This window comes from Pseudomonas sp. zfem002 (assembly GCF_032621685.1).
GTDB lineage: Bacteria > Pseudomonadota > Gammaproteobacteria > Pseudomonadales > Pseudomonadaceae > Aquipseudomonas > Aquipseudomonas japonica.
This window is the reverse complement of sequence record NZ_JAVYJH010000019.1, coordinates 79,410-98,948: the sequence shown is the minus strand read 5'-3', so window position 1 is coordinate 98,948 and position 19,539 is coordinate 79,410. Positions and strand designations below refer to the sequence as shown.

Sequence of the window (19,539 nt, the reverse complement as noted above, 5' to 3'; positions counted from 1 at the left end):
GTGTGACGAACCACCGCGAAGCGGTCCCGGACCTCACCGCTATCGGGGACCGCTGCGCGGTCCTTCGCAGGCAAGCCAGCTCCTACAAGTTCACCGCAGACAAGCTCGGCCATTGCTGCTCCAGCAACAGGCATTCACCACCCCCTGCTGCCCCTCTAGCAACACGCCGCTCAAAATCCTGATTTATCCATATAAATCAACACGTTAAAAACATGGCACAAACCCTGCTCTAACCCAAGCATCAGCCATGCTCGGGGAGGAGCAGCCATGTTCAAACTCAATCCAATCGCCAAGGGTATCGGGCTCAGCCTGCTGCTCGCCGGCCACGCCCACGCCGCCGACGAAGACAGCAGCACACCGGCGCTGAAAACCGTCACGGTCACCGCCCAGCACCGTGAGGAAACCCTGCAGGAAGTCCCGGTGGCGGTTTCGGCGGTCCAGGGCAGCAGCATCACCGCCGACGGCGTGCGCGCCATGGGCGATATCACCACCTTCGTGCCCAACGCCGCAGCGAAGAACCCCGATGGCGACGGCCGCCCGCGCTGGTACATCCGCGGCCTCGGCACCGGCGATACCGGCGCGGCCACGGTCTACCCGGTGGGCATCTACGCCGACGACGTCTACCTCAACGCCCCGGTGGCCGGCGGCGGGCCGCTGTTCGACCTGGAGCGCATCGAGATCCTGCGCGGCCCGCAAGGCACCCTGTACGGCAAGAACACCACCGCCGGCGCGGTGAACGTCATTTCGAAGAAGCCCACCTTCGACACCGACGGCTTCGGCACGATCGGCTTCGGCAGCAAGAGCGAGCGCATCCTCAGCGGCGCCATCGGCGGCGCCCTGGTGGAGGATCGCCTGGCCGGCCGGGTGTCGCTGTACTCCGAGGAGCGCGACGGTTTCACCCATAACCTGACCAACGACCAGACCTACGGCGACGTCAACAAGAAAGCCGTGCGCGTGCAGTTGCTGGCCAAGCTCAACGAAGACCTGGAAGTCCTGCTCAAGGTCCACGGCCGTGAGTTCAAGGGCGACGGCAGCAGTGGCTCGCTGCCCCTGGGCCGCTACTACAACGTCGGCTACCAGCGTCCGGCCGGGCGCAAGATCGAGCTGAACACCAACGAGGACTACAAGCTCGACCACAGCGGCACCTCGCTGACCCTGAACTGGAACCTCGGCGACTACACCCTGACCTCGATCACCGCCTACGACCATATCCGCAACCAGTCGCTGACCGACGCCGACTACACCCCGTACGAAGTCAACGGCGCCAGCGACAGCGACGCCACCTACGACCAGTACTCGCAGGAATTCCGCCTGGCCTCGTCGCCACAGGAAACCCTGCGCTGGATGCTCGGCACCCACTACTTCCACGAGACCCTGGACAACAGCGCGGTGCGCAGCATCATCCCCGGGCCGACGCCGAACGGCACCGGCTCCAACCAGACCGGCGGCACCGTCGATTTCCGCAACCTCGACTACACCCACCGCACCGACAGCTATGCCCTGTTCGGCAACCTGGCCTACGACTTCACCGATAACCTGACCGTCACCGGCGGCCTGCGCTGGACCACCGAGAAGAAAGACATCGATCTCGACCTGACCCAACTGACCCGCGCTACCGCCAACGGCCCGCTGATCCCGCTGAGCGCCGCCGGCAGCAACGGCAATCGCGAGCAGGACAAGCGCTGGGACGCCTGGACCTACGACCTGACCCCGGAATACCGCATCAACGACAACCTGCGGGTGTTCTTCCGCTACGCCCACGGCTTCCGCTCCGGCGGCTTCAACACCGGCCTGTCCACCAGCCTGGCGCAGTTGACCACGGTCGATCCGGAAGAACTGGATGCCTACGAGCTGGGCCTGAAGTCGGAGTGGTTCGACCATCGCCTGACGGTCAACGCCAACGTCTTCTACTACGACTACCAGGACATCCAGGTGAACCTGCTGACGGTCAACAGCGGCATCCTCACCACCGCGCTGACCAACGGCGCCAAGGGCAAGGTCAAGGGCGCCGAGCTGGAAGTCGAGGGCCAGCCCACCGACCGCCTGCACCTGCGCGCCGCGCTGTCGTTCCTCGATACCGAGTACACCGACTTCAAGAACACCAACCCCAACACCGGCGCGGTCACCGCCGACTACAGCGGCAACAGCTTCGTGCGCTCGCCGCGCTACGTGGTGTCGCTGGGTGCCGACTACACCCTGCCGCTGGATATTCCCGGCAAGCTGGTGGCCGGGGGCGATGTCAGCTTCCGCGACAAGGAATACTTCCTCGCCGACCGCCAGAGCAGCGCCGACGCCCCGCTCAACCAGCCCCACTACACCCTGGCCAACAGCCGCCTGACCTGGTTCAGCGCCGACGAGAAGCTCAGCGTCACCGGCTTCGTCAACAACCTCACCGACCGCCGCTACCAGGTGCATGGCCGCCCCAACGGTACTGCCGGGCAGTACGTGATCACCTACGGCGACCCGCGCACCGTGGGCCTGAGCGTCACCAGCCGGTTCTGATCCTGCCAGCCGGCGGCATGCACCGCCGGCATCCCTTCCGTGTTACAGGAGTAGCCTTGCATGTTCCGTGTAGATCCCTTGGCCGGCGCCAGCGCGCTGGTCATCGGCAGCCTTGCCGTGCCCGTCGTTCAGGCCGATGACGCGGCTGGCGGCGCCCGAAGCGACAAGCTCGATACCGTGGTGGTGGTCGGCACCCGCCGCAGCGACGTGACCGCCCTGGAAAGCGCGGCGCCGGTGGATGTCCTCAGCGCCGAGCGCCTCGAGGAAACCGGCGCCCGCGACCTGTCCGGCGCCCTCACCGCGCTGTCGCCCTCCTTCAGCTTCCCGCAGTCGCCCCAGGGCGCCTTCGCCGGGTCCATCGCCCAGGGTGCCTCGCTGCGCGGCCTGGCCTCGGACCAGGTGCTGGTGCTGGTCAACGGCAAGCGCCGCCACAGCAGCGCCAACGTCACCCGCCAGAGCCTGGCCAACGGCCGCGGCGCGGCGGCGGTGGACCTCAGCCTGATCCCGCTGAGCGCGGTGTCGCGGGTCGAGATCCTGCGCGATGGCGCAGCCGCCCAGTACGGCTCCGACGCCATCGCCGGGGTGATCAATATCGTCCTCAAGGAGAACGACGACGGCGGCAACCTCGGCTACCGCTTCGGCGGCTACGACAAGGGCGACGGCCTGCAGCGCAAACTCAGTGGCTGGAAAGGCTTCGCCCTGCCCAACGACGGCTTCCTCACCCTGGCCTTCGATGCCGGCAACCAGGACCCGGCCAGCGACACCCGACCGGACAACCGCATCTTCTATCCCGGCGACACCAGCGTGAACACGCCGCGCGAGCAGAACAACCGCTACCGCACCTGGCGCTGGGGCTCGGGCGGCGTGTCCGACCAGTACAATTTCGTCGCCAACAGCGAGATCGGCGTCGGCGACGGCCTGACCGCCTACGGCTTCGCCACCTACGCGCACAAGAACACCGACGCCGAGGGCTTCTTCGATCCGCCCACCACCCTGCGCAACAACTACGGCAGCGTGGCCCTGTCGCGCTACCCGGACGGACGCCTGCCGATCACCCTCTACGCCCTGGAGGACTACGCCGTCACCGGCGGCCTGCGCTACGAGAACGAACACCTGGGCAAGTTCGACCTGGCCGCCAACTATGGCAACGACACCCTGGAGTCCAGCGACCGCGATGCGATCAACCCCAGCTGGGGCACGACCAGCCCCTACAACATCTACACCGGCAAGCGCGAGAACGAGCAGCGCAACCTGACCCTGGACTGGGTCCGCGATTTCCCCACCGACCTGCTGGCCAAGCCGCTGACCGTTTCCGCCGGCCTCGCCTGGCGCAAGGAAAACTACCGCCTGAGCGCCGGCGAAGCGGCGGGCTGGCAGAACGGCGCGCTGTTCAACACCCTCGACCCGATCACCCGGCGACGCCTTCCGGGCTACTACTCGGGCATCACCCAGGTCGATGCCGCCGCGCTGGAGCGCAAGGTCTTCGGCGCCTACCTGGATCTCGAAGGGCAGCTCACCGACAAGTTCCAGGCCGGCCTGGCGGTGCGTTCCGAGCATTACTCGGACTTCGGCGACACCACCAACGGCAAGCTGTCGCTGCGCTACGACTTCACCCCGCAGATCGCCGCCCGCGGCAGCCTCAGCAGCGGCTATCGCGCGCCGTCACTGGTACAGAGCGGGCTGTCGTCGTTCAGCGTGCAGGTGGTGGAACAGCCGTCGGGCAGTGGCAACTGGGTCGAGGTGCAGCAGCGCACCCTGCGCGCCGACAGCCCGGAAGCAGCGCTGCTCGGTGGCCGCGCGCTGAAGCCCGAGGAGTCCACCAACTATTCCCTGGGCCTGGTCTGGCGGCCCCTGGGCAATGCCTCGCTGAGCGTCGACGCCTACCGCATCGACATCGACAATCGCATCACCCTTTCCGACCAGCTGCCGTCCAATGTGGTCGGGCCGATCTTCGCCGGCACGCCCTACGCCAACATCCAGAGCGCGGCGTTCTACACCAATATCGCCGACACCCGGACCGACGGCATCGAGCTGAGCGGGCAGTACCAGCTGGACCTGGCGGCCTACGGGCGGCTGGACCTGAATGCCGGCTTCGCCAAGACCCGCACGCGCATCACCGAGCTGCGTGATGTCGGCGGCATCGGTGGCGAGCAGATCGTCGGCCGGACCACCCAGGGCCTGATCGAGCATGGCACCCCGGACAACAAGCTGACCCTGAGCGCCAACTGGCTGTACGAGAACTGGGGCCTGACCGTCACCCAGCGCCGCTATGGCGAATGGAAAAGCCTCAACGCCAGCAACCCGGCGCTGGACCAGACCTTCAGTCCGCAATGGGTCACCGACCTGGACCTGAGCTATCGCTTCGACCTGGGCCTGAAACTGTCGGTGGGTGCGATCAACCTGTTCGACAGTCATCCGGACAAGTCGAAAGGCGCTCAACTGTATGGCGTGCCGAAGTATTCGATCACTTCGCCGGAGGGGGCGCAGGGGGCGTTTTACTACACGAGTGTCAGCTATGACTTCTGACGGAGTCCGGGCAGTGGCCGATGACGACCACCATGCGGTTGGCCTGGTTGGCCGCGAAGCTCATCTCTGGTCAATCCGGCCGTCCGCGACGTTTGCCACTGCCATGAACGCTATGGCATAAAACGCCATATCAATCGCCGAACCGGAAGCTGTGCCATGGCTACCCACAATGTCATCGTCCCCAACCCCATGGAAAAATCCATCGAGGATCTGGTCGACAGCGGCCGCTACCAGAACTTCAGCGAAGCTGTGCGTGCCGGTCTGCGCCTGCTGCTGGAACATGAGGCAAAGGAGGCTGCTCGGCTCGAAGCCCTGCGCAGTGCCACTTCGACTGGCATGATGCAACTGGAGGCCGGGGATTTCGATGAAGTTGCCACAGAGGATCTGGACCGATATCTGGAGAGCCTGTGAAATTACGAATTTCCCGGCAGGCCCGTGATGACATCGCGGACATCCTCCGCTTCACCCAGGACAAGTTCGGACTTGGCGCACGCCGACGCTACCAGGAGTTGCTACAAGCGGGACTGCATGCCATCGGTGATGATCCGCAGCGAGCAGGTAGTCAGGCACGAGAAGAGATCGCTGCGGGTCTCAGAAGTCTTCACCTGATCTTCTGCCGCAGCCAGGCCCGGGTACTGAAACCCCGCCATATCCTTTTCTATCGGCAAGGTCGTGATGAGGTGGTCGAGGTAGTTCGGGTTCTGCATGAAGCCATGGAACTCGCCTCCCATCTCCACCAGAGCCCGGCACCCTGAAAAAAGAGCGGAGCCCTTGGGCTCCGCTCTTTTCATCGCCTCAGTAGTAGGCGTTTTCTTTCTGCGAGTGGTCGGTCACGTCGCGTACGCCCTTGAGCTCCGGAATGCGTTCGAGCAGGGTGCGCTCGATGCCGTCCTTCAGGGTCACATCGGCCTGGCCGCAGCCCTGGCAGCCGCCGCCGAACTGCAGCACGGCGATGCCGTCCTCGACCACTTCGATCAGGCTGACCTGGCCACCGTGGCTGGCCAGCCCCGGGTTGATCTCGGTCTGCAGGTAGTAGTTGATCCGCTCGTTCAGCGGGCTGTCGTCGTTGACCATCGGCACCTTGGCGTTCGGCGCCTTGATGGTCAGCTGGCCGCCCATGCGGTCGGTGGCATAGTCGACGACGGCGTCGTCGAGAAACGGCTCGCTGACGGCGTCGATGTAGGCGGTAAAGCTCTTCAGACCCAGCGCGGTGTCTTCCGGCTTTTCTTCACCCGGCTTGCAGTAGGCAATGCAGGTTTCGGCATATTGGGTGCCGGGTTGGGTGATGAAAACTCGAATACCGATTCCCGGGGTGTTCTGCTTGGACAGCAGATCGGCCAGGTAATCGTGCGCGGCGTCGGTAATGGTTATGGCACTCATGGAATTTCCTCACAGGCTTGTCGGCAGTTTACGACATGCGCGGCGGCGAACAAAGTCCTAGCAATTGAGTCGGGAAATAAAAGATGGGCCTGCTGCGCAGGCCTTCGCGAGCAAGCTCGCTCCCACAGTGGCCTGCGCAATGGCCTTTGTGGGAGCGAGCTTGCTCGCGAAGGGTCGCAGAGCAGCCCCAAAATTCACAGGTTCTCGTAGCGGTTCATGTCCAGCACCCCCGCCTCCACCGGATCGGTCTCCTGGATGTAGGTATTGAGGTCATGGAAGTAGCGCCAGAACTGTGGGTGACTGCGGCGCACGCCCCAGCGCATGACCACGCGCTCGAAACGGTCCTTGTCGTCGCGCGCCGCCTCCAGGTCCTCGACGAACTCCGGCACATCGCTGGCCGGCACGTTGAACATGAAGTTCGGATAGCTGCTCAGCACCCCCGGAACCAGGGTCAGGGTGTCCAGTCCCGGCTGGTAGCGGTAGGCCTCGCCGAGCATGAAGGCGACGTTGCTGTGCGCCCGGTTGCGCAGCAGGCTGTAGACCTGACGCTGACCGCCCTGCCCCTCGATCCGCAGCAGGGTCGCCTCGGGCAACTGGCCGATGACCTTCAGCCCCGCCGCCGGCCGTGAGACCAGGCGGCTGAGCGCCTGCTCGACATCACGAAACTCCTCGCTCATCTGCGGCCGCGAGCAGTAGGCGCCAGTGCAGCGGTTGATCGGGTCCGGCGCCGCGTTGAGGCTGCCGCTGCGCTCGATCAGCTTGAGGCCGAAGTCACGCACGGGATGGTGCGGATCGAGCTTCAGCGCGCTCGGCGTGCTGGTGTCGATCTCCTCGTAGTCCATCCACATCTTCACCTTGCCGCTGTTCTGGTACCAGTTGCTCAGCACCGCACCGCGCTTGCTGGCCGGCATCAGGCGCAGGAAGTTGACCTCGGCGCCGTTGCGAATCAGGTCGAAGTACAGCCGCGTCTGCGCCTGGTGCGACACATTGCCGAACACGTCGAAGTTGACCGCCAGCTGGTAGTAGGTGCGTTCGAACAGCGGATAGTCGAACAGCCACATGGTCAGCGGCACGTCGCCGATCAGGCCCTTGGTCACCGAGGCACTGTCGAAGTGGCGGAAGATGGTCAGCAGCGCGTTGTCGTTGCCGGCCCACAGGGTCGACCAGCTCGGCGGCGGCATGTCGGCATAGGTGTCGCGGCGCAGGCTCTCGTATTCGTTGCGCTTGTCGCGGTAGGCATGCCAGAGGCTGAGAATACTGCCAACGTCGTCGATCTGCCCGGGCATGGCCAGCAACGGTGTGGCTTCTTCACGATAGGCGGCATCGGTGACGTAGCGGTCGTGGGCCGGTTCCTGGAACAGCGCCCAGAAGTTGTCGCGGATCACGTCGGTGGCGATCTGGCCGCGGCATACCGGGCCGCGGATGAAGGTGCGGACGAAGTACTCGGCGTTGTCCAGCATGAACTGGTAGCGCGCCACGGCGGGAATCGCCTCGAAGGTCTCGAACGGGTTGGCGCGATGGCGCGGGCCGTAGCCCGGCAGCGATTTCGCATGCCAGTCGCCGCTGTAGAACAGCTGCTTCACCCGCTTGAGCTTCTGCGGCCCCAGCGGATAGGTGATGTGGGTCTTGTGCACGATCACGCCCTGCACGGGCATCAGCCGGTAATAGAAGTCAGTACCCGGCGGATCGTTGGGCCGCCGCGTGGCGATCAGGTCGATGGGCTGGCCGCTCGGCGTGCGCGAGCGCACCCACTGGAAGAAATGCCCCGGCTCGCCGCCGACAAAGTGGATGTGCGCGAGGAACAGATGCTCGTACAGCCAGCGACCGACCAGCGCCTCGGTGGACCCGGGACGGTTGAGCAGGGCTTCCCAGTCCTCGATCTGCGCCGCTTCCCTGGCGCTCGCTCGTAGCGGGTTCTGCTCCACCGGCGCGCCCTGGGCCAGCCAGCGTTGCAGGGTCTGGTACTGGGCGTCGGTGAGGCCGGTCACCGCCAACGGCATCCCCTCCTGCGGATGGGCCTTGGCATAGGCGTCGAACTCGCCGGGCAGCGGGCAACTGTTGTCGCGGTTGAGTCCCAGCACGATGTTGTCGGGGATCTTCGCGTTAGGCACCAGCGGCCTGGCGTGACCCAGCTCGAGCATGCGCGCCATCAGCGCGGCCTGGCTGCCGCGGCTGTCGAGCACCGAGCTGAAGCCGAGTTTCTGCCAGGCAGCCGGGCCGCTGGCATCGTAGAACAGCCGGGTCGGGGGCACCGCCTGGCTGCGGTCGCCCTGGTAGACGGGCACCTTCGACGCGCCGCGACTGGCGCCCTCGGCGCTGCCCAGGTTGAGCTGGCAGGCGGCGTCGTTGCAGGCGTGGCAGGCCACGCACTTCTCGGTGAAGATCGGCTGGATATCCCGGGTATAGGAAATGGCCGGTGAAGTCTGAGGGGCTTGCCCTAGCGCCGCGCTGCTGATGAGCAGTGCGAAGGCGCCGGCAATCAAGCGATGCACCATGTGCCGTATGTCCTGGTTTTCAAAAGGCTTTTCACGATTCTATGCTGGGGCGACGGGTGCAACATGAATCAAATTCATGCAAATGTGCCGCACGTCTAAAAAGCACACAACTTTGTTATCATCCCGCCACTTTTCTCCTTGTCCGCCCCAGGTAGTCCCAATGTCTGACCGCAGCGCTCGTTTCCAAGCACTTCAGCAAGCACTCCAAGAGCGCATCCTGATTCTAGATGGCGGCATGGGCACTATGATCCAAAGTTACCGCCTGGAGGAACAAGACTATCGTGGCAGCCGCTTCGCCGACTGGCCGAGCGACGTCAAGGGCAACAACGACCTGCTCCTGCTGAGCCGTCCGGATGTCATCGCGGCGATCGAGAAGGCTTACCTGGACGCCGGCGCCGACATTCTCGAAACCAACACCTTCAACGCCACCCGCATCTCCCAGGCCGACTACGACATGGAAGAGCTGGTGTACGAGCTCAACGTCGAGGGCGCGCGCATCGCCCGCCAGGTGGCCGACGCCAAGACCCTGGAGACCCCGGACCGTCCGCGCTTCGTCGCCGGCGTGCTCGGCCCGACCAGCCGTACCTGCTCGATCTCCCCGGACGTCAACGACCCCGGCTACCGCAACGTCACCTTCGACGAACTGGTGGAAAACTACATCGAGGCCACCCGCGGCCTGATCGAGGGCGGCGCCGACCTGATCCTGATCGAGACCATCTTCGACACCCTCAACGCCAAGGCGGCGATCTTCGCCGTGCAGCAGGTGTTCGAGGACGACGGCATCGAACTGCCGATCATGATCTCCGGGACCATCACCGACGCCTCCGGGCGCACCCTGTCCGGGCAGACCACCGAGGCGTTCTGGAACTCGGTGCGCCACGCCAAGCCGATCTCCGTCGGCCTGAACTGCGCCCTCGGTGCCAAGGATCTGCGTCCGTACCTCGAAGAGCTGTCGAACAAGGCCGGCACCCACGTCTCCGCGCACCCCAACGCCGGCCTGCCCAACGCCTTCGGCGAATACGACGAGACCCCGGCGGAAATGGCCTTGGTGGTCGAGGAATTCGCCGCCAGCGGCTTCCTCAACATCATCGGCGGTTGCTGCGGCACCACCCCGGGGCATATCCAGGCCATCGCCGAGGCGGTCGCCAAGTACAAGCCACGGGCCATTCCTGACATCGCCCCGGCCTGCCGCCTGTCGGGCCTGGAGCCGTTCACCATCGATCGCGACTCGCTGTTCGTCAACGTCGGCGAGCGCACCAACATCACCGGCTCGGCCAAGTTCGCCCGGCTGATCCGCGAGGAGAACTACACCGAGGCCCTGGAAGTCGCCCTGCAGCAGGTCGAGGCCGGCGCCCAGGTGATCGACATCAACATGGACGAAGGGATGCTCGACTCCCAGGCGGCCATGGTCCGTTTCCTCAACCTGATCGCCGGTGAACCGGACATTTCCCGGGTGCCGATCATGATCGACTCCTCCAAGTGGGAAGTGATCGAGGCCGGCCTCAAGTGCATCCAGGGCAAGGGCATCGTCAACTCGATCTCGATGAAGGAAGGCGTCGAGGCCTTCAAGCATCACGCCCGCCTGTGCAAGCGCTACGGCGCCGCGGTGGTGGTGATGGCCTTCGACGAGGTCGGCCAGGCCGACACCGCCGCGCGCAAGAAGGAAATCTGCCAGCGCAGCTACGACATCCTGGTCAACGAGGTGGGCTTCCCGCCGGAAGACATCATCTTCGACCCGAACATCTTCGCCGTCGCCACCGGCATCGAGGAACACAACAACTACGCCGTGGACTTCATCGAAGCCTGCGCCTACATCCGTGACAACCTGCCCCACGCGCTGTCGTCGGGCGGTGTGTCCAACGTGTCGTTCTCGTTCCGCGGCAACAACCCGGTGCGCGAGGCGATCCACTCGGTGTTCCTCTACCACGCGATCCAGAACGGCCTGACCATGGGTATCGTCAACGCCGGCCAGCTGGAGATCTACGACGAGATCCCCGCGGCGCTGCGCGAGAAGGTCGAGGACGTGGTGCTCAACCGCACGCCGGAAGGCACCGATGCGCTGCTGGCGATCGCCGACGACTACCGTGGCGGCGGCGCGGCCAAGGAAGTCGAAACCGAGGAGTGGCGCTCCCTGCCGGTGGAAAAACGCCTGGAGCACGCCCTGGTCAAGGGCATCACCGCGTTCATCGTCGAAGACACCGAGGAATGCCGGCAGCAATGCGCGCGGCCGATCGAAGTCATCGAAGGCCCGCTGATGAGCGGCATGAACGTGGTCGGCGACCTGTTCGGCGCCGGCAAGATGTTCCTGCCGCAGGTGGTGAAATCGGCGCGGGTGATGAAACAGGCGGTAGCCCACCTGATTCCGTTCATCGAGGAAGAAAAGGGCGACAAGCCGGAAGCCAAGGGCAAGATCCTCATGGCCACGGTCAAAGGCGACGTGCACGACATCGGCAAGAACATCGTCGGCGTGGTCCTGGGCTGTAACGGCTACGACATCGTCGACCTCGGCGTGATGGTGCCGGCGGAGAAGATCCTCCAGGTCGCCCGCGAGGAGAAATGCGACATCATCGGCCTGTCCGGGCTGATCACCCCGTCGCTGGACGAGATGGTCCACGTCGCCCGGGAAATGCAGCGCCAGGACTTCCACCTGCCGCTGATGATCGGCGGCGCCACCACCTCCAAGGCGCACACCGCGGTGAAGATCGAGCCGCGCTACAGCAACGACGCGGTGGTCTACGTCACCGATGCCTCGCGCGCGGTGGGTGTGGCCACGCAGCTGCTGTCGAAGGAACTGAAGCCGGCCTTCGTCGAGAAGACCCGTGCCGACTATGTCGAGGTCCGCGAGCGCACCGCCAACCGCAGCGCGCGCACCGAGCGCCTGAGCTACGCCCAGGCCATCGCCGCCAAGCCGCAGTACGACTGGGCCGGCTACCAGGCCGTGGTGCCCTCCTTCACCGGCGTGAAGGTGCTGGAGAACATCGACCTCAAGGTGCTCGCCGAGTACATCGACTGGACCCCGTTCTTCATCTCCTGGGACCTGGCCGGCAAGTTCCCGCGCATCCTCAGCGACGAGGTGGTCGGTGAAGCCGCCACCGCACTGTATGACGATGCACAGCAGATGCTGGCCAGGCTGATCGACGAGAAGCTGATCAGCGCCCGTGCGGTGTTCGGCTTCTGGCCGGCCAACCAGGTGGCGGACGACGATATCGAAGTCTACGGCGACGACGGCCAGCCGCTGGCGCGCCTGCACCACCTGCGCCAGCAGACCATCAAGCCGGACAACAAGCCGAACTTCTCCCTGGCCGACTTCGTCGCGCCGAAGGACAGCGGCGTCAACGACTATGTCGGCGGCTTCATCACCACCGCCGGCATCGGTGCCGAGGAAGTGGCCAAGGCCTACCAGGACAAGGGCGACGACTACAGCTCGATCATGGTCAAGGCCCTCGCCGACCGCCTGGCCGAAGCCTGCGCCGAATGGCTGCACGAACAGGTGCGCAAGGAGCACTGGGGTTACGCGAAGGACGAGCACCTGGACAACGAGGCGCTGATCAAGGAGCAGTACTCGGGCATCCGCCCTGCCCCGGGCTACCCGGCGTGCCCGGACCACACCGAGAAGGAAACCCTGTTCCGCCTGCTCGACGGCACCGAGATCGGCGAGACCGGGCCGAGCGGCGTGTTCCTCACCGAACACTTCGCCATGTTCCCGGCGGCGGCGGTCAGCGGCTGGTACTTCGCCCATCCGCAGGCGCAGTACTTCGCGGTGGGCAAGGTGGAGAAGGATCAGATCGAGAGCTACAGCGCGCGCAAGGGCCAGGACATCGCGGTGAGCGAACGCTGGCTGGCGCCGAATCTCGGCTACGAGAACTGACACCGGATTGTCCGCCCCTCGCGGGAACGTGGCTTGCTCTCGTAGGAGCGTGGCTTGCCCGCGAAGGACCGCGGAGCGGTCCCCGAATTCGCGCAGATTCAGGGACCGCTCCGCGGTCCTTCGCGGGCAAGCCACGCTCCTACGAGGCAAGCCAGGCGTCCATGAGGGCATCTTCGCCAGAGCAGCTAGACTCTCCGTCACACCCCGACGAGGAGCGGACCATGGACGACCCCCAAGGCAAGCCCCCAACCTTCTGGCAACTCCTGCACAGCGTCCTGGCCGCCGCCTTCGGCGTGCAGAGCGGGAAGAACCGCGCCCGCGACTTCACCCACGGCAAGCCCTCGCACTTCATCGCCATGGGCACCGCCTTCACCCTGGTGTTCATCCTCGTGCTCTACGGCCTGGTCCAGCTCGCCCTGCACCTGACCGCCCGCTGATCCGTCCAGGCAAACGAAAACCGCCCGCGGGGTCCATGCCGCGGGCGGTTTCGGTTCAGGTCACGGTTACTGCTGCTCAGTCTTGGTGTTCCATCACTGGTGACTGACCCAGTACACGGCGGTAACGACCACGAGCACGATCAGGCAGAGAATTGCCCATGCGTCCACACTGCTGTCCGTCTTGCCGGTTTTGATCGGGTTTCCCATTGCATCGCCTCTTGTTGTAGTGGTTATGGGAATGCACACCCCCAGCAGTTAAGTCCAGCAATGTCCTTTGCTCAAGCAGGGACTTTTACCGCTCGGCGGACGGTCGGATGAGCGGCCAAACGCTAGCCAGTCTCACTTAGTCCAATCTGTTCTTTGCATATGCAAAAACATCACTTTTTCACATAAATACAAACTGCTATCTTTCCCCGGCTCCGCATCCGGAGTGCGCGGCCGTGCGCGCGATTAGCTGCAAGCAGCTTGAGAACAGGACCCCTATGTACGTATACGACGAGTACGATCAGCGGATCATCGAGGACCGCGTCAAGCAGTTCCGGGATCAGACCCGCCGCTATCTGGCCGGAGAGCTGAGCGAAGAAGAATTCCGCCCTCTGCGACTGCAGAATGGCCTCTATATCCAACGTTTTGCCCCGATGCTGCGGGTCGCCGTGCCCTACGGCCAGCTGACCTCGCGCCAGACCCGCCTGCTGGCGAAGATCGCTCGCGACTACGACAAGGGCTACGCGCACATCAGCACCCGGCAGAACGTGCAGTACAACTGGCCGGCGCTGGAAGACATCCCGGAGATCCTCGCCGAACTGGCCACCGTGCAGATGCACGCGATCCAGACCAGCGGCAACTGCCTGCGCAACGTCACCACCGACCAGTTCGCCGGCGTCGCCGCCGATGAGCTGATCGACCCGCGCCCCTGGTGCGAGATCGTCCGCCAGTGGACCACCTTCCACCCGGAATTCGCCTACCTGCCGCGCAAGTTCAAGATCGCCATCAACGGCTCGAAGAGCGACCGCGCGGCCATCGAGGTGCACGATATCGGCCTGGAGCCAGTGCACAACGAGGCCGGCGAGCTGGGCTTCCGCGTCCTGGTCGGTGGCGGCCTGGGCCGTACCCCGGTGGTCGGCGCCTTCATCAACGAGTTCCTGCCGTGGCAGGACCTGCTCAGCTACCTGGACGCCATCCTGCGCGTGTACAACCGTTACGGTCGCCGTGACAACAAGTACAAGGCGCGGATCAAGATCCTGGTCAAGGCCCTGACGCCGGAAGTCTTCGCCGAGAAGGTCGAGGCCGAGATGGTCCACCTGCGCGGCGGCAGCACCACCCTGACCGACGCCGAAGTGCACCGCGTCGCCAAGCACTTCGTCGACCCGGACTACAAGGCCCTGGACAACCTCGACGTGCAACTGGCCGAACTCGACCAGCAGCACCCGGGCTTCGCCCGCTGGCGCGTGCGCAACACCCTGGCGCACAAGAAGCCGGGCTACGTGGCCGTGACCCTGTCGCTCAAGCCCACCGGCGTCGCCCCCGGCGACCTGACCGACAAGCAACTGGACAAGGTCGCCGACCTCGCCGAGCGCTACAGCTTCGGCCAGCTGCGCACCTCCCACGAGCAGAACATCATCCTCGCCGACGTCGAGCAGGCCCAACTGCACGCCCTCTGGCTGGAACTGCGCGAACACGGCTTCGCCACGCCGAACATCGGCCTGCTGACCGACATCATCTGCTGCCCGGGCGGTGACTTCTGCTCCCTGGCCAATGCCAAGTCGATCCCGATCGCCGAATCCATCCAGCGCCGTTTCGACGACCTGGACTACCTGTTCGACATCGGCGAGCTGGACCTGAACATCTCCGGCTGCATGAACGCCTGCGGCCACCACCACGTCGGCCACATCGGCATCCTTGGCGTGGACAAGAAAGGCGAAGAGTTCTACCAGGTCTCCCTGGGTGGCAGCGCCAGCCGCGACGCCAGCCTCGGCAAGATCCTCGGCCCGTCCTTCGCCCAGGACGACATGCCGGACGTGATCGAGAAACTGATCGCCGTGTACGTGGAAAAACGTACCGAAGACGAGCGCTTCATCGACACCTACCAGCGTATCGGCATCGACCCCTTCAAGGAGCGCGTCTATGCAGCGAATCATTAAGAACAACCAGATCGTCGACGAAACCTGGCACCTGCTGCCCAAGGACGTGACCCTCGACGAACTGACCAACTGCGACGACTACATCGTGCCGCTGCAACTCTGGCGCGACCACGCCCATGCCCTGAAAGCCCGCGACGGCGGCCTCGGGGTGTGGCTGGACAGCGACGAGGAAGCCGAGGAAATCGGTGAAGACGTCGGCAACTTCCAGGTCATCGCCCTGAACTTCCCGGCCTTCACCGACGGGCGCAACTACTCCAATGCGCGCCTGCTGCGTGACCGCTACAAGTTCACCGGCGAGCTGCGTGCCATCGGCGACGTGCTGCGCGACCAGCTGTTCTACATGGCCCGTTGCGGTTTCGACGCCTTCGCCATCCGTGCCGACAAGAGCCCGGAAGACGCGCTGGAAAGCCTCAAGGACTTCTCGGTGACCTACCAGGCCGCCACCGACGAGCCGCTGCCGCTGTTCCGTCGGCGCTGAGCGTTTCGCTGCAATGAAAAAGCCCCGTCAACCTGACGGGGCTTTTTCGTTTCTGAGGGCCTCATCGCGGGCAACGCCCGCTCCCACACGTGTTGCGTGCACCGCGAGACCTGTGGGAGCGGGCGTTGCCCGCGATGAGGCCCAACAGGTCACTTCCAGCGGCTGATCCTGCTCCAGATCCCCAGCACGGTATTCTCCACCGCCCCGCTGGCCGCCAATCCCACCCGCTCCTGCAGGCTTTTGCGCTCGGCATAGTGCAGGTGATACAGGTTCGATTCCCGCGCCCGTTCGCTGAGGTACTCGTCGCTGGTCTTCAGTTCATCCACCAGCTGCTTGTTCAGCGCCGCCACGCCCAGCCACACCTCGCCGGTCGCCACGTCGTCGATATGCAACTGCGGCCGATAGCGCGAGACGAAATCCTTGAACAGCTGGTGGGTCACGTCCAGGTCTTCCTGGAACTTCTCCCGGCCCTTCTCGGTGTTCTCGCCGAACACCGTCAGGGTGCGCTTGTACTCGCCGGCGGTGAGCACTTCGAAATCGATATCGTGCTTCTTCAGCAGCCGGTTGACGTTGGGCAGCTGCGCCACCACGCCGATGGAACCGAGGATGGCGAATGGCGCACTGACGATGCGCTCGCCGATGCACGCCATCATGTAACCGCCACTGGCGGCGACCTTGTCGATGCACACGGTCAAGGGCACCCCGGCCTGACGAATGCGCGCCAGTTGCGAGGCGGCCAGGCCATAGCTGTGCACCATGCCGCCACCGCTTTCCAGACGCAGCACCACTTCATCCCGGGCGGTGGCCAGGCTGAGCACGGCGGTGATTTCATGGCGCAGGCTTTCGGTCGCCGAAGCCTTGATATCACCGTCGAAATCCAGCACGAAGACCCGCGGCTTTTCGTCCACCGGCGCCTTCTTCAGTTTCTTCTGCTCCTTGGCCTGCTGCTTGCGCAGGGCCTTGAGCTGGTGCTTCTCCAGCAACCCGGACTCCAGGCGCTCGCGCAGGTCCTTGTAGAACTCATTGAGCCGGGTGACCTGCAAATGCCCTCCGGCCTTGCGCCGCCCCTTGCCGCGCATGCCGGCGATGGCCGACAGCACGATCAGCAGCGCAATCACCAGAGTGGCGGTTTTAGCGAGAAAGCTTGCGTACTCTGCAAGAAACTCCACGATTACTCCTTGTTGACCTGCGCCCATCTGGCGCGAAAACGATAGTGAAGCATACCGACGGCAAATCGCCCTAGCCAGCGTAGGAAACGTCTGGCAGTACAGTTCAAACGCTCTTTTCAAACGCTTGTATGTTTTTTCGTTGACACCGGGTCAGTGGCAACCTACCCTCGCCAGAATCTTCTTACCCAGGTGTACGACGTGGGCAGCATCTACCTGATACGACATGGCCAGGCCTCCTTCGGTTGCGATGACTACGATGTTCTCTCGTCCATTGGCATGCGCCAGAGCGAAGCACTCGGCGCGCACCTGGTGCAGCTCGGCGTGCAGTTCGATCGCTGCCTCGCCGGCGATCTGCGCCGCCAGCAGGACACCGCGCGCCTGGCCCTGGGTGCCATGCATGACGCTGGCATCGCCGTGCCCGAGGTGGAAACCGATGTCGCCTTCAACGAGTTCGATGCCGACGCGGTGATCCGCGCCCTGCTCCCCGGCCTGCTGCCGGACGAACCGGAAGCCCTGCACGTGCTGCGCAATGCCCGCGAACACCGCGCCGAATTCCAGCGCCTGTTCGCCCTCATCGTGCAGCGCTGGCACAGCGGCCAGTACGACCGCGAAGGCCTGGAAAGCTGGGCGGCGTTCGTCCAGCGCACCGGCGACGGCCTGCAGCGCGTGCTGGACCAGGCTGCCGGTGGCGGCAATATCGCCATCTTCACCTCCGGCGGCACCATCGCCGCCCTGCTCCACCGCATCACCGGCGTCAGCCCCAGCCAGGCCTTCGAGCTGAACTGGCAGATCATCAACACCTCGCTCAACCAGCTGAAGTTCCGCGGTAGCGAGGTGACCCTGGCCTCCTTCAACAGCCAAGCCCATCTGCGGCTGCTGAGGGTGCCGGAACTCGTCACCTGGCGATGAGTCCGGCCTGTAACGACCCTGCGTCACTGAAACCACTCAATAAGGAAAACACCATGAGCGAAGTCGCCAAAGCAGTCGAAGCCATGAAAGCCAAGTTCAACCCGAGCGCTGCCGCCGGCCTGGACCTGATCTTCGGTTTCAACATCACCGATGAAGACAAGCACTACGCCCTGATCGTCAAGGATGGCACCTGCGACCTGCAGGAAGGTGAGAACGCCGACGCCAACTGCACCCTGGTCATGGACAGCGAAACCCTGAAAGGCATCGTCAGCGGCGATACCGATGGCATGCAGGCATTCATGGGCGGCAAGCTGCGCGTCGAAGGCGACATGATGCTGTCGATGAAGCTCAGCGAGCTGTTCCCGGCGTAATCACCACGCCCGTGACGAAAGAACCGAAGCCGGTCGCCCAGCTTCGGTTTTTTTTCGCCCGTGCAATGCACAGCATCAGGGACGGTGATCGACCGGCAACACCCACGCCAATAAGACGTGGCCACGCTTGGCAGCCACGGGCGCGAGAATTAGATTAGCCAATGTTCCATGGCCACCAAAATAAGGGAAAAGTATGACGCTCACCGATCAGTCCACCCAGGTCCGCGCCGGCGAGGAGCTCGATCCCGCCCTGATCGACCCGTACCTGAAAGCGCATATCCCCGGCCTCAGCGGCACGCCGGTGATCAGCCAGTTCCCTGGCGGCGCATCGAACCTGACCTACCTGGTCAGCTACCCGGAGCGCGAGTTCGTCCTGCGCCGTCCGCCGTTCGGCGTCAAGGTCAAGTCGGCTCACGACATGGGTCGCGAATTCCGCATCCTCAATCAGCTCAACGCCGGCTTCCCGTATTGCCCCAAGGCTTACGTGCACTGCACCGACGAGGCGCTGATCGGCGGCGAGTTCTATGTCATGGAGCGGGTCAACGGCATCATCCTGCGCTCCGACCTGCCGCCTGAGCTGGGCTTCGACGCCGCGCGCACCGAGACCCTGTGCAAGAGCTTCATCGACCGCCTGGTGGAGCTGCACCAGGTCGATTACCACGCCGTCGGCCTGGCCGACCTGGGCAAGCCGCAAGGCTATGTGCAGCGCCAGATCGAAGGCTGGAGCAGCCGCTACGAGAAGGCCCTGACCCCGGATGCGCCACACTGGGAAGCGGTGATCGCCTGGCTGCGCGAGAAAATGCCGGCGGACCACCCGCGCCCGGGCATCATTCATAACGACTATCGCTTCGACAACGTCATCCTCGACGCCGAGAACCCGATGCGCATCATCGGCGTGCTCGACTGGGAGATGACCACCATCGGCGACCCGCTGATGGACCTGGGCAACACCCTGGCCTACTGGATCGAGGCCGACGACCCGGCGCCGATGCAACTGATGCGCCGCCAGCCGTCCAACGCCCCGGGCATGCTGACCCGCCGCCAGTTCGTCGACTACTACGCCGAGCGTGCCGGGATCGAGATCAGCAACTTCGATTTCTACTACACCTACGGCCTGTTCCGCCTGGCCGGGATCGTCCAGCAGATCTACTACCGCTTCTACCATGGCCAGACCCAGGACAAGCGCTTCGCCCAGTTCATCCACATGAACAAACTGCTGGAGCAAATGAGCCTGAAGGTCATCGAAGCGTCCAGCCTGTGAAC

The 19,539-nt window shown here is 64.4% G+C and carries 14 protein-coding genes; 11 read left to right on the top strand and 3 right to left on the bottom strand.

The window, feature by feature from the left end:
• Window positions 1-267: 267 nt before the first annotated feature.
• From RTI28_RS20285 to RTI28_RS20270, 4 genes are all read left to right on the top strand, one after another.
• Entirely contained in the window at window positions 268-2,502 is a 2,235-nt protein-coding gene (locus tag RTI28_RS20285; RefSeq protein ID WP_316922075.1) for a TonB-dependent receptor, read from the top strand.
• A gap of 60 nt (window positions 2,503-2,562) precedes the next feature.
• Window positions 2,563-5,028: a TonB-dependent receptor gene (locus tag RTI28_RS20280; RefSeq protein WP_316922074.1), complete on the top strand. Its 2,466-nt coding sequence runs from the start codon at window positions 2,563-2,565 to the stop codon at window positions 5,026-5,028.
• A 156-nt stretch (window positions 5,029-5,184) separates the two neighbouring features.
• The gene (locus RTI28_RS20275; protein WP_042127524.1) at window positions 5,185-5,439 is read left to right on the top strand and encodes a type II toxin-antitoxin system ParD family antitoxin; all 255 of its coding nucleotides are present in this window, start codon (window positions 5,185-5,187) and stop codon (window positions 5,437-5,439) included.
• Entirely contained in the window at window positions 5,436-5,783 is a 348-nt protein-coding gene (locus RTI28_RS20270; RefSeq protein WP_316922073.1) for a type II toxin-antitoxin system RelE/ParE family toxin, read from the top strand. The genes RTI28_RS20275 and RTI28_RS20270 overlap by 4 nt, the downstream gene beginning before the upstream one ends.
• A gap of 40 nt (window positions 5,784-5,823) precedes the next feature.
• On the opposite strand, the gene nfuA is transcribed toward RTI28_RS20270, so the two are convergent.
• Together nfuA and RTI28_RS20260 are read right to left on the bottom strand one after the other, a co-directional pair.
• Window positions 5,824-6,408 (bottom strand): Fe-S biogenesis protein NfuA, encoded by a 585-nt coding sequence (nfuA, locus tag RTI28_RS20265; protein ID WP_042127527.1) that lies wholly within the window; start codon window positions 6,406-6,408, stop codon window positions 5,824-5,826.
• Window positions 6,409-6,602: 194 nt separating this feature from the next.
• Window positions 6,603-8,903: a fatty acid cis/trans isomerase gene (locus RTI28_RS20260; RefSeq protein ID WP_316922072.1), complete on the bottom strand. Its 2,301-nt coding sequence runs from the start codon at window positions 8,901-8,903 to the stop codon at window positions 6,603-6,605.
• A 160-nt stretch (window positions 8,904-9,063) separates the two neighbouring features.
• Here RTI28_RS20260 and metH point away from each other — a divergent pair, with 160 nt between their 5' ends.
• The 4 genes from metH to RTI28_RS20240 all read left to right on the top strand — a co-directional run bounded on the left by metH (window position 9,064) and on the right by RTI28_RS20240 (window position 15,827).
• Window positions 9,064-12,771: a methionine synthase gene (gene metH, locus RTI28_RS20255; protein ID WP_316922071.1), complete on the top strand. Its 3,708-nt coding sequence runs from the start codon at window positions 9,064-9,066 to the stop codon at window positions 12,769-12,771.
• Window positions 12,772-12,992: 221 nt separating this feature from the next.
• Complete coding sequence (locus RTI28_RS20250; protein ID WP_316922070.1) at window positions 12,993-13,208, top strand: DUF2970 domain-containing protein; 216 nt, start codon at window positions 12,993-12,995, stop codon at window positions 13,206-13,208.
• A 482-nt stretch (window positions 13,209-13,690) separates the two neighbouring features.
• Window positions 13,691-15,349, top strand: a complete 1,659-nt coding sequence (locus RTI28_RS20245; protein WP_316922069.1) for a nitrite/sulfite reductase — start codon at window positions 13,691-13,693, stop codon at window positions 15,347-15,349.
• Complete coding sequence (locus RTI28_RS20240; protein WP_042127541.1) at window positions 15,333-15,827, top strand: DUF934 domain-containing protein; 495 nt, start codon at window positions 15,333-15,335, stop codon at window positions 15,825-15,827. The genes RTI28_RS20245 and RTI28_RS20240 overlap by 17 nt, the downstream gene beginning before the upstream one ends.
• Before the next feature lie 149 nt (window positions 15,828-15,976).
• Here the strand turns inward: RTI28_RS20240 and sohB are convergent, their stop codons facing one another.
• Complete coding sequence (sohB, locus tag RTI28_RS20235) at window positions 15,977-16,996, bottom strand: protease SohB (RefSeq protein ID WP_316922068.1); 1,020 nt, start codon at window positions 16,994-16,996, stop codon at window positions 15,977-15,979.
• A gap of 198 nt (window positions 16,997-17,194) precedes the next feature.
• On the opposite strand from sohB, the gene RTI28_RS20230 reads away from it, so the two are divergent.
• The 3 genes from RTI28_RS20230 (at window position 17,195) to RTI28_RS20220 (ending at window position 19,537) form a co-directional block, all read left to right on the top strand.
• A complete protein-coding gene (locus RTI28_RS20230; protein WP_316922067.1) occupies window positions 17,195-17,905 on the top strand; it encodes a histidine phosphatase family protein in 711 nt (236 codons plus the stop codon).
• Window positions 17,906-17,958: 53 nt separating this feature from the next.
• Entirely contained in the window at window positions 17,959-18,276 is a 318-nt protein-coding gene (locus RTI28_RS20225; RefSeq protein ID WP_042127554.1) for an SCP2 sterol-binding domain-containing protein, read from the top strand.
• Window positions 18,277-18,469: 193 nt separating this feature from the next.
• On the top strand, window positions 18,470-19,537 hold the full coding sequence (locus RTI28_RS20220) for a phosphotransferase family protein (protein ID WP_316922066.1): 1,068 nt from the start codon (window positions 18,470-18,472) through the stop codon (window positions 19,535-19,537).
• Window positions 19,538-19,539 lie beyond the last annotated feature (2 nt).